Origin of the sequence: Paraburkholderia lebeckiae (assembly GCF_050436225.1) — a bacterium.
GTDB lineage: Bacteria > Pseudomonadota > Gammaproteobacteria > Burkholderiales > Burkholderiaceae > Paraburkholderia > Paraburkholderia tuberum.
Genome location: NZ_JBNDLU010000001.1, coordinates 3,103,755 through 3,117,813, shown reverse-complemented (window position 1 = coordinate 3,117,813; position 14,059 = coordinate 3,103,755). Strand labels below are relative to the sequence as shown.

General features: G+C 63.5%; 11 protein-coding genes. 5 read left to right on the top strand and 6 right to left on the bottom strand.

Annotated elements, in window-relative coordinates; all coding sequences use genetic code 11:
• Positions 1-154: 154 nt before the first annotated feature.
• From OKW45_RS14565 to xylA, 4 genes are all read right to left on the bottom strand, one after another.
• Positions 155-1,354, bottom strand: coding sequence for a sugar ABC transporter permease (locus tag OKW45_RS14565; protein WP_429469120.1), 1,200 nt, complete (start codon positions 1,352-1,354; stop codon positions 155-157).
• Positions 1,351-2,910 (bottom strand): D-xylose ABC transporter ATP-binding protein, encoded by a 1,560-nt coding sequence (gene xylG, locus OKW45_RS14560; RefSeq protein ID WP_429469117.1) that lies wholly within the window; start codon positions 2,908-2,910, stop codon positions 1,351-1,353. The genes OKW45_RS14565 and xylG overlap by 4 nt, the downstream gene beginning before the upstream one ends.
• 97 nt (positions 2,911-3,007) lie before the next feature.
• The gene (gene xylF / locus OKW45_RS14555) at positions 3,008-4,036 is read right to left on the bottom strand and encodes a D-xylose ABC transporter substrate-binding protein (protein WP_018424220.1); all 1,029 of its coding nucleotides are present in this window, start codon (positions 4,034-4,036) and stop codon (positions 3,008-3,010) included.
• A 130-nt stretch (positions 4,037-4,166) separates the two neighbouring features.
• Complete coding sequence (gene xylA / locus OKW45_RS14550) at positions 4,167-5,489, bottom strand: xylose isomerase (RefSeq protein WP_429469114.1); 1,323 nt, start codon at positions 5,487-5,489, stop codon at positions 4,167-4,169.
• Between the two features lie 270 nt (positions 5,490-5,759).
• Between xylA and OKW45_RS14545 the strand changes: the two genes are divergently transcribed.
• From OKW45_RS14545 to OKW45_RS14535, 3 genes are all read left to right on the top strand, one after another.
• The gene (locus tag OKW45_RS14545; protein ID WP_026226481.1) at positions 5,760-6,980 is read left to right on the top strand and encodes a XylR family transcriptional regulator; all 1,221 of its coding nucleotides are present in this window, start codon (positions 5,760-5,762) and stop codon (positions 6,978-6,980) included.
• Between the two features lie 33 nt (positions 6,981-7,013).
• A complete protein-coding gene (locus OKW45_RS14540) occupies positions 7,014-8,108 on the top strand; it encodes an aldose epimerase family protein (protein WP_429469111.1) in 1,095 nt (364 codons plus the stop codon).
• Positions 8,109-8,300: 192 nt separating this feature from the next.
• A complete protein-coding gene (locus OKW45_RS14535; protein ID WP_018424216.1) occupies positions 8,301-8,609 on the top strand; it encodes a DUF4148 domain-containing protein in 309 nt (102 codons plus the stop codon).
• 188 nt (positions 8,610-8,797) lie between these two features.
• Here the strand turns inward: OKW45_RS14535 and OKW45_RS14530 are convergent, their stop codons facing one another.
• Positions 8,798-9,109, bottom strand: a complete 312-nt coding sequence (locus tag OKW45_RS14530; RefSeq protein ID WP_018424215.1) for a hypothetical protein — start codon at positions 9,107-9,109, stop codon at positions 8,798-8,800.
• 261 nt (positions 9,110-9,370) lie between these two features.
• Between OKW45_RS14530 and OKW45_RS14525 the strand changes: the two genes are divergently transcribed.
• Both OKW45_RS14525 and OKW45_RS14520 read left to right on the top strand, forming a co-directional pair.
• Entirely contained in the window at positions 9,371-10,192 is an 822-nt protein-coding gene (locus OKW45_RS14525) for an isocitrate lyase/PEP mutase family protein (RefSeq protein WP_429469108.1), read from the top strand.
• Between the two features lie 196 nt (positions 10,193-10,388).
• Positions 10,389-11,024 (top strand): helix-turn-helix domain-containing protein, encoded by a 636-nt coding sequence (locus tag OKW45_RS14520; protein ID WP_429469105.1) that lies wholly within the window; start codon positions 10,389-10,391, stop codon positions 11,022-11,024.
• A 23-nt stretch (positions 11,025-11,047) separates the two neighbouring features.
• Here the strand turns inward: OKW45_RS14520 and OKW45_RS14515 are convergent, their stop codons facing one another.
• Positions 11,048-14,020 carry an FAD-binding and (Fe-S)-binding domain-containing protein gene (locus OKW45_RS14515; RefSeq protein ID WP_429469405.1) on the bottom strand — a complete coding sequence of 991 codons (2,973 nt, stop codon included), beginning with the start codon at positions 14,018-14,020 and terminating at the stop codon, positions 11,048-11,050.
• Positions 14,021-14,059: the final 39 nt, after the last annotated feature.

The following is a 14,059-nucleotide window of genomic DNA, read 5'->3' as shown; positions in this document are numbered from 1 at the left end:
CGGCGTGGGAAGGCGGGGACTGAAAGCGGCGGGGGAAAGTCGTGGGGTGTTTCATTAACTGCGACCGCGCAGAGGCGGCGCTGTGCCGGCGTAAGTCACCGCCGGCACACCGCGAACCTTGCGCTTGATTCAATCAGGGGATCATGCGACCGGATCAACGGCGGTTCGAACCCGACACCACGTCGATCCACACGGCCAGCACGAGGATGCCGCCCTTTACGATCATCTGCCAGTACGCATCCACGTCGAGCATGGACATGCCGTTGTCGAGGCTCGCCATTACGAGCGCGCCGATCAGCGCGCCATACACGGTGCCGGAGCCGCCGCGCATCGAGGTGCCGCCGATAAAGCACGCGGCGATCGCGTCGAGTTCGCCCATCGAGCCCGCCGACGGCGAACCGGCCGCGAGCCGCGCCGTGTTGACGATGCCGGCGAACGCGCACATCAGCCCCATCAGCGCGAAGATCGCGAGCTTCACGCGGTCGGTGTTGACGCCCGAGAGCCGCGTCGCTTCGAGGTTCGAGCCGACCGCGTAGATGCGGCGTCCGAACACGGTCTGCGTCGCGATCCAGGAGAAGACGCCGAGCAGCGCGAGCAGCAACAACACCGGCACCGGAATGCCGCCGTAATTGTCGAGCATCGCGATGAAGCCGGCGAGAATCGCGCCCGCGCCGATCACCTTCGCGACGTCCTGCCAGAACGGCACGACGCGCAACTGATAACGCTGCCGATTCGCGCGCTGGCGGATCGTCAGGAATGCCAGCAGCAGGAACAGCACGACGGCGAGCGTGTCGCCGGCGAGCCGCGGCAGATAGCCCTGGCCGACGAACACGAAGCTGTCCGACACCGGCGCGATCGTCGACCCTCCGGTAATGCCGAGCAGAATGCCGCGATACGCGAGCATGCCGCCGAGCCCGACGATAAACGACGGCACGCGCCGATACGTCGACCACCAGCCGTTGAACACGCCGACCGCGATGCCGAGCAGCAACACAACCGGAATCGTCACGCCGATCGGCCAGTGCCGGTTCACGTCGAGAATCGCCGCGACGCCGCCGAGCAAACCGAGCAGCGAACCGACCGACAGATCGATTTCACCGGCGATGATCACGAACACCATGCCGCACGCGAGCATGCCGGTAATCGACATCTGCCGCAGCAGATTCGACAGGTTGCGCGGCGTAACGAACGCGCCGTGCGTGAGCGCCGAAAAGAAAATCCAGATCACGGCGACGGCGATCAGCAGCGCGAGAATCTTGTAGCGCGCGAACAGTTGCTGGATCCGTTGCGTGCCGCCGAATGCGCTTCGCGGCGCGGCGTTGTCGGTGCGTTGGGAAGTTACTTCGGGAGTCATGCGGCACTCGCTGCGGTTGGGTTCGAAGATAGATGCACGGGGCGGATCGCGGCGCCGAGAATGTCTTCCTGCGTGAGACCGTCGTTGATGAAGTCGCCGCGCAACTCGCCTTCGCCGATCACGAGCACTCGGTCGCTGATACCGAGCACTTCCGGCAATTCTGACGACACCATCACGATCGACATGCCGCGCTGCGCCAGTTGGAAGATCAGCTTGTAGATCTCGTATTTGGCGCCGACGTCGACGCCGCGTGTCGGTTCGTCGAGAATCAGCACGGTCGGGTTGGTCAGCAGCATGCGCGTGAGCACGGCCTTCTGCTGATTGCCGCCCGACAGACTTGCAATCGATAACATCGGATTCGCGGCGCGCACGGAAAGCCGCTTCATTTCCGTCTGAATCGTGTCGAGTTCGGCCGCGGAATCGATACGTCCGCCCGACGCGAAACGCTGCAACACCGCAAGCGTGATGTTATGACCGACGCTCATGCCGGGCACGATGCCGTGGCGTTTGCGATCCTCGGGCACCATCGCGATGCCGGCGCGAATCGCGTCGATCGGCGCGCGAATTTTCAGCGGCTTGCCGTCGAGCACGACATGCGCCTCGCTGATGCCTGCATACGCGCCGAAAATCGCCTGCATCAGCTCGGTGCGGCCCGCGCCGACGAGCCCGGCGACACCGAGAATTTCGCCGCGCCGCAACGAGAACGACACGTCGTCCACGCGCTTGCGGCGCGGATTCGTCACGTCGAAACAGGTCACGTTGCGCGCTTCGAAGATCACGTCGCCGATCGGATGCGGCTCGCGCGGAAACAGGTTCTTGATCTCTCGGCCGACCATCAGCGAGATGATCCGCTCGGTCGTCAGGGCGTGCATCGGCTCGGTCGCGACATGGCGGCCGTCGCGAATCACGCTGATCGTGTCGCAGACGGCCGCGACTTCGTCGAGCTTGTGCGAAATGTACACGCAGGCAATGCCGCGCCGTTTCAGATCGCGCACGATATCGAGCAGAATCGCGATTTCGGAGGCGGTCAGCGACGACGACGGTTCGTCGAGGATCAGCAGCTTCGCGCGCTTGTTCAGCGCCTTCGCGATTTCGATCAACTGCTGATGGCCGCCGCCATAGTTCATCACAGGCTGCGCGGCGTTGATGCCGCTGATGCCGAGTTCGCGCAGCAGTTCGTCGGCACGCTGATACATCGCCGCGTAATTCATGCGCCCGCCGGGCAGCGTGATTTCGTTGCCGAGAAAGATGTTTTCCGCGACCGACAACTCCGGCACGAGCATCAGTTCCTGGTGGATGATGATGATGCCCGCGCGTTCGGTGTCGCGTACGCTCGCGGCCTTCAGCGTCTCGCCTTCCCAGGTTATTTCGCCATCCCACGTACCATGCGGATACACGCCGGACAGCACCTTCATCAGCGTCGATTTGCCCGCGCCGTTTTCGCCGCACAGGCCCACGCATTCGCCCGGCGATACGGTCAGATCGATGCCGTCGAGCGCCTTCACGCCGGAAAAAGCTTTGACGATGCCGCGCATCGTCAGAAGAGGTTGCGTCATTCGCTATGCCTCGCTGCAAGTTGGGCCGATGTTCGACCACGCTCCCGGGCGCCATGACCCGGGAGCGTGGCGTTCATATAGGGGGCCCGTCTCCGTGTTATTTGCTCGCGAGTTGCTCTTGCGTGTAGAAGCCGTCCTTCACGACGGTGTCGAGGTTCGCCTTCGTCAGCTTGGTCGGCTGCAGCAGCACCGTATCGACCTTCTTCTTGCCGTTGTCGTATTGCGCGTTGAACGCCGGCTTGTCACCCTTGGCAAGCGCGACCGACAGCTTCGCCGCTTCGCTCGCGATCAGCTTCAGCGGCTTGTAGACCGTCATCGTCTGCGTGCCGGCCGCCACGCGCTTCACGGCAGCGAGGTCGGCATCCTGACCCGAGATCGGTACCTTGCCCGCGAGGCCCTGCGCGGCGAGCGCCTGGATCGCGCCGCCAGCGGTGCCGTCATTCGACGCGACGACTGCGTCGATCTTGTTGTTGTTCGCGGTCAGCGCGTCTTCCATGATGCGCAGCGCGGTAGATGCGCTCCACTCCGGCACCCACTGCTGGCCGACCACCTTGATGTCACCCTTGTCGATCGCCGGTTGCAGCACCTTCAGCTGGCCCTGACGCAGCATCTTCGCGTTGTTGTCGGTCGGTGCGCCGCCGAGCATGAAGTAGTTGCCCTTCGGACGCACGTCATAGACGCCCTGCGCCTGCATCTCGCCGACCTTCTCGTTGTCGAACGAGATATAGGCGTCGATATCGGCGTCGAGAATCAGGCGGTCATACGACACGACCTTGATGCCCGCTTTGCGCGCTTCGGCCACGACGTTGCCGAGCGTCTTCGAGTTGAACGGCACGATCACAATCACGTCGACGCCGCGCGAGATCAGGTTTTCGATCTGCGAGATCTGACGCTCTTCGCTCGCATCGGCCGATTGCACCGACACCTTCGCGCCGAGCTTTTCCGCCGCGGCGACGAAATAGTCGCGATCGCGCGACCAGCGCTCGACACGCAGATCGTCGATACAGAAACCGATTTCCGGATGATCCTTGCTGGCGTGCGCGAGCGGCGCGGCGAGCGACAGGCTGGCGAGTACCGCGCCGCACAACAGCGAGCTAAGTACGTTACGACGCATTGCGAATTTCATTGATGTCTCCTTTGTGTAGTGATAGCCGGAATACCGGACGTATCGGTCTGCGCTGCGAGCCGCAGACTCGGACAAGCGACAACCCACAGCTTGCTGGTGCGCGCGGTCGACGTGGCCGCGCGATCTTTATTCAACGTCCGCTATAAATCGCCTGATTTACGATGTTTTCCATCTGTTCCTGTTGCCCGCTCACATGCCGCGGATTCAGATCGCGCGCCAGCGTGTCCGCCGCAAGCGTCGACAGCGAGTAGTCGCCGGACAGGATCTTGCGGCCGAACTCGCCATCCCAGCCCGCGTAGCGTTGCCGCTTGAACTGCTCGAGGCGCTCGTTTTCGAGCAGCACCGCGGCGCGTTCGAGGCCGAGCGCGAGGTTGTCGATCGCGCCGATGTGGCCATAAAACAGGTCTTCCGCATCGACACTCTGGCGCCGCATCTTCGCATCGAAGTTCATGCCGCCGCTCGTGAAGCCGCCGTGGCGCAGGATCTCGTAGAACGCCAGCGTGAGTTCCTCGACGCTGTTGGGAAATTGGTCGGTATCCCAGCCATTTTGCGGATCGCCGCGATTCGCATCGACGCTACCGAAGATGCCGAGCGCAAATGCGGTCGCAATCTCGTGATGGAACGAGTGCCCCGCGAGCGTCGCGTGATTCGCCTCGATGTTGACGCGAATCTCCTTGTCGAGGCCGTGCTGCAGCAGGAAGCCGTGCACGGTGGCGACGTCGTAGTCGTATTGATGCTTGGTTGGCTCCTGCGGCTTCGGCTCGATCAGCAGCGCGCCCTTGAAACCGATCTGATGCTTGTGTTCGACCACCATGTGCAGGAAGCGCGCGAACTGCTCGCGCTCGCGCACGAGGTCGGTGTTGAGCAGTGTGTCGTAGCCTTCGCGGCCGCCCCACAACACGTAGTTTTCGCCGCCGAGGCGCAGCGTCGCGTCGAGCGCATGACGCACCTGGGTCGCCGCAAAGGCGAAAACCTCCGGATTCGGATTAGTCGCGGCGCCGGCCGCGTAACGCGGATGCGAAAACAGATTCGCGGTGCCCCACAGCAATTTGACACCGGTATCCTCCTGCTTGCGCGCGAGGTAGTCGGACACGCGCAGGAAGTTCTCGCTGTATTCCTTCACGCTCGCGCCTTCGGGCGCGACGTCGGTATCGTGGAACGTGTAGTACGGCGTGCCGAGCTTCGAGAAGAATTCGAACGCAGCGTCGGCCTTCTGCAGCGCCCGCTCCATTGCGTCGCCGGGTTGCTGCCACGGCCGCCGGAACGTGCCCTGACCGAAGATGTCGACGCCGGGCCATACGAAGGTATGCCAGTAGCAGACGGCGATACGCAGATGTTCCTCGAGCGTCTTGCCGAGTACCTTCCTCGTTTTGTCGTAGTGACGGTACGCGAGCGGGTTGTCCGATTGCGGGCCTTCGTAACGAATCTCTGAAATGTGTTCGAAGTAGGACATCGGCGTCTCCAATGTATGTTGCATTGCAATCCACGCGAGAAGCCGCGCAGATCGACAAAGTGACGCCATGCTGCCGCTTGCACGATGTGCCGGCAATTGCGAAATTGCGCAGCTCGCTTGATGTTTCTTACCGCCCGCGCGTTTGTTTAGTGCCGTCGCGCGATTCGGCGCCTAGAATAACCAGACGCTTAAAAACGGGGTTGCTCCCAGGCACCCGACACAATGGAGACAAAGGCGCGTGGTCCATCGATCCACCCGCCGCTCACCGCCATGACCCGTCCACAAGCACCTCAGACAAGCCATCGCATCGCGCTGCTGTTCAACGCGAACAAGGTCTACGATCGCGAGATCATCACCGGCATCGGCAACTACCTGCTGTCGACGCGGGTCGCGTGGGATCTCTTCCTCGAAGAAGATTTCCGCTGCCGGCTCGCGGGTATCCAGCGCTTCGACGGCGACGGCATCATCGCGGACTTCGACGATCCCGCCGTTAATGAAGCCCTGCGCGACTGTCCACTGCCGGTGGTCGCGGTCGGTTCGTCGTACGAGGACCCGACGCAGTACCCCCCGGATTTACCCTATATCGCGACCGACAACAGCAAGCTCGTGTCGCTCGCGTACACGCACCTGATCGGCGCGGGCCTCGAAAACTTCGCGCTGTACAGCCTGCCGCAGGCGCAGGAAAACCGTTGGGCGCAACAGCGCGAACTCGCCTTCGCGCATCTGCGCAGCGCGGACGGACGCAGCGCGGCGCAGATCGATAGCGAGATCTATCGCGGTCTGTCGACGAGCGCACCGTCGTGGAACCAGGCCATCGAACAGCTGACCGCGTGGCTGCGGCAACTGCCGAAGCCAGTCGGCATCATCGCGGTGACCGACGCGCGTGCGCGCCATTTGTTGCAGGCATGTCTGATCGCGGGCATTCCGGTGCCCGAGGAAGTCGCGATCATCGGCATCGACAACGACCCGCTCACGCGGACGCTGACGCGCATTCCGCTGTCGTCGGTGATCCAGGGCACCGAGGAAATGGGCCGTACCGCCGCGCACATCCTGCATCAGATGCTGCACGGCGCGCGCTTTCCGGGGCGCCGCATTCTGGTGCCGCCGGTCGGCATCAACGTGCTCGAATCGACGCGGCATCAGCCGCTCGCGAGTCCTTACGTGATGCGCGCCCGCCATTTCATTCGCCAGTACGCGTGCCAGGGCATTCGCACCGAGCAGGTGGCCGACTATGTGGGCGTCTCGCGTTCGTCGCTCGAAGAGTATTTCCGGCGCGAGCGTCAGTGCACCGTGCATCAGGAGATCCTGCGCCACAAGCTCGACGTCGCGAAGTCGCTGCTCGCGAAACGCGATGCGTCGAGCGCGGAAGTCGCGATCCGTTGCGGCTTCACGTCGCTGCAATACATGTATGCGGTATTTCGCCGCGAACTCGGCTGCACGCCGCGCGAATACCAGGAGCGCGTGGGCCCGAAGACCAAAACCGCTGGCTGAGCATGCTTTCTATTTTTTCTTCGCACTGACCACATGATCAGCATCGCACAACTCTCTTCCGAGCCGTGGGGCACACTGCAGGGCGGCGATCGCGTACGGCTTTACACGTTGCGCAACGCGCACGGCATGAAAGTCGCCATCAGCGACCTCGGCGCGACGCTGGTTTCGTGGCACGCACCGGATCGCGCCGGACGTCTCGGCGATATTCTGCTCGGTCACGACACGCCCGCCGAATACGTGGCGGCCTCGACCTACATGGGCGGACTGATCGGCCGCTGGGCGAATCGCATTGCGGGCGCGCGCTTTTCGCTCGACGGCATCGAGTACACGCTCGATCGCAACGAAGGTCCGAATCTGCTGCACGGCGGCACGGTCGGTTTTCATCGGGCGTTGTGGGAGGTCGCCGAGGACGACGGCGCGTTGCTGATGCGGCTGGAGTCACCCGAAGGCGATGCCGGTTTTCCGGGCAACGTGACGGTGCAAGTACGCTATTCGCTCGACGACGACGGCACGCTGACGATCGGCTACGAAGCGATCACCGACGCGCCGACGCCGCTCAATCTGACGAGCCATCCGTACTTCAACCTGACCGGGCACGCGGGCACCGACATTCGCGGCCACGTGCTGTCGATCGACGCCGAGCGCTTTTTCGAAGTCGACGCGACGATGATTCCGTGCAAGCTCGCCGACGTCGCGGGCAACGCATTCGACTTCCGGCAGAGCGCGCCGATCGGCGGCCGGCTCGACTGGCCGCACGCGCAACTCGCGCGCGCCGGCGGCTTCGATCATTGCTACGTGCTGCGCGAGGCGCCGGCAAACGCGACGAAGGGCAACGACGGCCACGCGCCGCCCCTGCGCGAAGTCGCCTGTGCATACGATCCGGGCAGCGGACGCGAACTGACCGTCGCGACCGATCAGCGGGGCTTGCAGTTTTACACGGGCAACGCGTTGAACGGCAACCCGGGACGCGGCGGTGTCCGCTACCAGCGGCACGCCGGCTTGTGCCTCGAGGCGGGCGGTTTCCCGAACGAGGTCAATATGACCGGACAGAACGAAGTAATCGTGCGACCCGGAGATACTTATCGGCAAATCACGAGTTATCGGGTTGATGTGCGCAAAGGTGTGTGACCAGATTTACGGCCGCTTTTGCGCTGTTTTACGAGAACCCGCGACGGCGAGATTACAGCTCGCCGACTACCCGTTCTTTGCAATACTGAATTAGTCGGCTAGTGGTTTTCCCCAAGTTCACCCCCCTCTAGACTGCGCTTATGGCACCGGTATCGCTGCGGTGCCGGATAGACAACTACGGAGGGAAACATCATGAAATCGCTTATCCAGGCAGTTGCGCTTACGGCCCTGATCGCTGCGCCGGTCGCGTCGTTCGCGCAATCGGAACAGCCGATCACGCGGGCCGAAGTCAAGGCACAGGTGCAGCAACTCGAACAGATTGGCTATAACCCGGCCATCGTGCTCGACGCCCAGTATCCCGCGGACATCCAGGCGGCCGAGGCACGCGTCTCCGCGATGAACGCGAAGGGCCAAGGCGACACGTCTGGCTATGGGTCGTCGATGGGCGGATCATCGCAAGCGGGCCATCATCCGATGTGGGTCAATCCGGACGGTCAGTGACGAGTCGCGAACGTATGGCGAATGTCTGTAGCGAGGAAAGATTCTCGAGTTAACGGCCCTTTCCCCTCTTTGCGGTTTTCGCCGTTTCGAACCGATATGAAGCGGGCGCATGTTTTCGAGGCATGCGCCCGCTTTTTACGTTTATGCGGCACCAACAACGTACCGCCAATTCTGACGCCGCGGCAGATTCACCCAGCCCGTGCCTGCGGGCATTCCGCCTGATACCAGATGTCCACCTGCCTCTGCGCGCGCTCGAGACTCGCCGGATAGTCAGGATCAAAGCGTCGTTCAGGGTGGTAGCCCGCTTGCCGCAGCGCTGTCAGTTCGCTCATGCTCCGCTGGTGCGTGGCCGGTGCCTTGTTCCTGAGATCGGTCAGATCGCGGCATTGCGTTGCACTCAGATGCGTTTGCGCGCCGCCATTCCCGCCGCCTGCGGCGCAGCCAACGAGCGTGAGCACCAACACGGCAGGGATCGACCGAATCTGGGTCGCGATGTTCATGTTGTGCCTCCTTTGGGGAAATGACCTCGTCGCGAATGCCGTCTTCCCACTCGGCCCTTCGCATCTCTGAGCCGGCTTATTCACCTGCTGTCATTTTCAATTATTGGAAACGTCTGTGAAAGTCGCCACCAATTTCATCTACCACGGTTTCGATACGGACATAGACTTTCCCCTGGTGAATGCCGAATCGCCTGCGCAACAGTTGGCCCGGCGTTATCCCCTCAACGAGGGAGCCGCTCCCTCACACCAAGGAGACATGCGATGCCCCGCACCGCCGCTGAAAAACGCGCCGCTTTCCGCGCGCTGCACTCGTCTGGCTGTTTCGTGCTGCCCAATCCGTGGGACGCGGGCAGCGCCCGTTATTTGCATACACTCGGCTTCAGGGCGCTCGCGACCACGAGTTCCGGTTTTGCGTGGTCGACCGGGCATGCGGACAACACGTTGCCGCGCGAAACGATCCTCGCGCACCTGCGCGCAATCGTCGACGCGACCGATCTGCCGGTCAACGCCGACTTCGAAAACGGCTTCGGCCGCGACCCGGAAGAAGTCGCCGAGAGCGTGGCGCTCGCGGTGGAAACGGGCGTCGCGGGCCTGTCGATCGAGGACTCGACCGGCAACCCCGCCGCGCCGCTGTTTCCGGTCGACGTCGCCGTGCAGCGGCTCAGCGCGGCACGACGCGCGATCGATCAGAACGGCGGCGACACGCTGCTCGTCGGCCGCGCGGAGAATTTCTTCGCCGGCAAGCCCGATCTCGGCGATGCCATTGCCCGCCTGAAGGCCTATGCGGCGGCGGGCGCCGACTGCCTGTATGCGCCCGGCATCCAGACGCGCGAGCAGATCGAAGCGGTGGTCGCGGCCGTCGCGCCGAAGCCTGTCAATCTGCTGATCGGCTCGACATCGACCCTGACGTTGCAGGACGTGGCCGCGCTCGGCGTGCGGCGGATCAGCGTCGGCGGCGGGCTCGCGCGCGCGGCGTGGGGTGGCTTCATGCACGCCGCTCAGGCGCTGGCCGATGGCCGCTTCGACTTCACCGGCGCGACGGCGGGTACGCAGCTCAATGAGCTTTTCAATCGCAGCGCGTGAAAAACGCCGCGCAAAGGACGCCTCATCAACTCCAGATCGCCACGCTGCGTCGAACTCATCGGAAAAACCGTGACGTTTCCGATGAGAAAAGCGCACGAGCGCGTGAATCGGCGCACAAGGGCCCCGATCACGCCAAATGTTATGATCGGAAACATTATTCGCCCGATCAAGCGCATACCCGACCAGCAGCAGCCTCATGGACACCCACCTCACCAAATCCGCCGACACGTCCTCCACCGATCTCGGCCGGCGCGTGCGCGCCGCCCGTCAAGCGCAGGATCTGACGCTCGAAACCGCGAGCCGCCTGTGCGGTGTCTCGCGCTCGACGCTGTCGAAAGTCGAAAACGGCCTGATGTCCCCCACGTTCGACGTGCTGCAAAAAATCGTGCTGGGCCTGAAGATCGAAATTGGCGAACTATTCGGCTCGACGCCGAAAGTCAGCGCGAGCGGCCGGCGCGCACTGACACGCAAGAACGAAGGCCAGCGCCACGCTTATCGCGGCTATCAGATGGAGTTGCTCGCCACCGACCTGGCCCACAAGGCGATGCTGCCGTTTCGCATCCGCATCTCGGCGCACACGCTCGATGCATTCGACGACTGGGGCCGCCACGAAGGCGAGGAGTTTCTCTACGTGATCAGCGGCAGCGTGTGCCTCTATTCGGAGCTGTACGCGCCGACACATCTGAACGCGGGCGACAGCCTCTACTTCGACAGCCGCACGGGTCACGCGGCGGTGTCGACCAGCGAGGAAGACGCCGAAGTGCTGTGGATGGCGACCAGTGCGGACCTTCCGCATACACCGCCTGCCGCGAACGAGTCAGCGAAGAAATAGCGCGCCCTGCACGGCGCGCGCACTCAGCGCGCCGCCAGCGCCCGTTGCGCGAGTTGCGCGATATGCAGTGCGTGTCGCCCCGTGCCGTGCTCGATCTGCTCGCGACAACTGAAGCCGTTGGTCAACACGATCGTTTCCGCATTCGCCGCCACAGCGTCGCGCACGGCCTCAAACATGTCCTCGCCGATCCTCTCCGACAACGCGTGATGCTCGACGTTGAAGCCAAACGATCCCGCCATCCCGCAGCAGCCGGTATCGAGCAGCCTCCATCTGACGCCGAGCTTGTTCAGCAACGCCGTGTCGCCCTGCATGCCGAATAGCGCTTTCTGATGACAATGGCCATGCACGATCACATCGGCCGCGAGCGTCGGCCACTCGAACGGCTGACGCGCGACGAAATCGGCAAACAGATACGTTTGCGCGGACAGCTTCTTCGCCAACGCATGATCGGGGAGTTGCTTCAGCAACTCGTCCTTGAACACCGATAGACAGCCAGGCTCCAGACCGACCAGCGGCACGCCGGCGGCGATGTCGTCCGCGAGGTCGTCGACGATACGCGTGAGCAGCTCGCGCGCGCGTTCGAGCAGGCCAAAGTCGTACAGCGGACGCCCGCAACACAAACGTTTCTTCGGCAACACGACGTGCCAGCCGAGTTGCGTCAGCACATCAGCGGCGGCCTGCGCGATGTCGGGCGTGAAGTGGTCGTTGAATGTATCGACCCACAGGATCACCTTGTTTGCGTCGCCGCCGAGCGCATGAATCGCGGATGCTTGCGACGGCGCACTCCGCCTATACGTTGCAGCGGCGAACCGCGGCAACGCACGCGTCTGCGCCACGCCCGCGATCCATTTGCCGAGCGCGGACAAACCGGGCGCCGTCGTCAGAAAGTTCGTCACGTGCGGAAAACGCGCGGCCCACGGTGCCCATTCGCCGATCCGCCCCATGAACAGCGCCTGACGCGGCCGACGATTGTTCTCATAGTAGTGAGAAAGGAACTCCGCCTTGTACGACGCCATGTCCGTATGCGTCGGGCAATCCGACTTGCAGCCCTTGCATGCGAGGCAGGTATCGAGCGCTTCTTTCACTTCGCGGCTGTTCCAGCCATCGGCGATCACGTCGCCTTGCAGCATTTCCCAGAACAGATGCGCACGCCCGCGCGTCGAGTACTTTTCCTCGCGCGTGCCGCGATAGCTCGGACACATCGTGCCGCCTTCGAGCGAGCGGCATTTGCCCATCCCGATGCAGCGTTCGATCGCACGCTGAAAGCCGTCGCCTTCCTGGCTCGCGAACGCGAGCCTCGTATGCAGCGTCACCGGCTTGTACGCAGGGCCCATGCGCAGGTTTTCGTCGGCGCGGTATGCATGCACGACTTTGCCTGGATTCAGACGATTCGCCGGGTCCCAGATCGCCTTGAACTGCTCCATCGCCTGCATCAGCTCGGGGCCGTACATGATCGGCAGAAACTCGGCCTTCGCCTGACCATCGCCGTGCTCGCCCGACAGCGAGCCGCCGAATTGGACCACCAGTTCAGCCGCTTCGCGCAAGAACCCGCGCCACGTCGCGATACCTTCCGCGCTGCGCAGATCGAACGTGATGCGCGCGTGCACGCAGCCGTCGCCGAAATGGCCGTACAGGCTCGTCTCGTAGCCATGGCGATCGACGAGCGCCTGAAAGGCGCGCAGATAATCGCCGAGCCGCAGCGGATCGACCGCCGCGTCTTCCCAGCCGACCACCGGATCGGGCTTGTCGCGATCCACTGACAACGCGACCGCCGACGCCCCCGTCTCGCGAATCGACCACACTTTCGCCTGCAAGGCGCGATCTTCGACGAGCATCGTCGAGATTTGCGGCCCGGCCGCGCCCGATTGGAAATACGCGGCCGCGTCGCGTGCTTGTTGCAGCACCTCGTCCTGCGTGTCCGCGCCGAATTCGAGCACGACCCACGCATCGCCTTCGGGCAGCAGTGCGATCTCGTCCTTCTTCAGGCCGCGCGCCTGCAAGCCGCGAATGATCGCGCGGTCGAGTCCCTCGACTGCGATCGGCCCGCAGCGCATGAAATGCGGCACCGCGTCCGCCGCCGTAAAGATGTCCGTAAAGCCGACCACGACGATCACGCGCCTGGCCGGACTCTTCACGAGCCTCACTTTCGCCTGCAACGTGAGCGCGCACGTGCCTTCGCTGCCGACGAGCGCACGCGCGACGTTGAAGCCGTTTTCCGGCAGCAGTTGATCTAGATTGAAGCCCGACACGCGCCGCTTGATCTGTGGGAATTTCGCGCGAATCCGTTCGGCGTACGTGTCGCGCAGTTGCTTGAGCGCCGCGTAGATTTCGCCTTGTCGGCCACCCGCCGCGATGATGCGTTCGAGTTCTCCCCCGGAAGTCGGGCCGACCCAGAAACGCGCGCCGTCGAAGGTCGCGATTTCGAGCGCTTCGATGTTCTCGACGGTCTTACCGGCCATCACCGAATGCGCGCCGCACGAGTTGTTCGCGATCATGCCGCCGAGCGTGCAGCGGCTATGCGTGGCGGGATCGGGTGCGAACGTGAGGCCGTGCTGTTCGGCGGCATCGCGCAAGGAGTCGCACACCACGCCCGGCTCGACGACCGCGACGCCCGCAAGCGGATCGATCGAGACGACGCGGTTCAGATACTTGCTCGCGTCGGCCACGACCGCGACGTTCACGCATTGGCCGTTCTGCGACGTGCCGCCACCGCGCGCGAGAAACGGCACGTCGTTGCGACGGCATGCGGCGAGCGTTGCGAGCAGATCGTCGATATCGGCCGGCACCACGACACCGAGCGGGACTTGCCGATAGTTCGACGCATCCGATGCGTACAATGCTCTGGAACCCTGATCGAATCGCACCTCGCCGCGCACGTGCTGGCGCAGGTCGCTTTCGAGCGCCTGCAATAGCTCCGCGCTGGCCGAGAAAGGCGTGGCGACACGCGGTTCATTCAAAGCGCCCCGCTGCGCGCCAAGCCGCCGCTCTTCATCCAATGACAATGACGTCCCCACTGCGCACCTCGTCTGCGATGC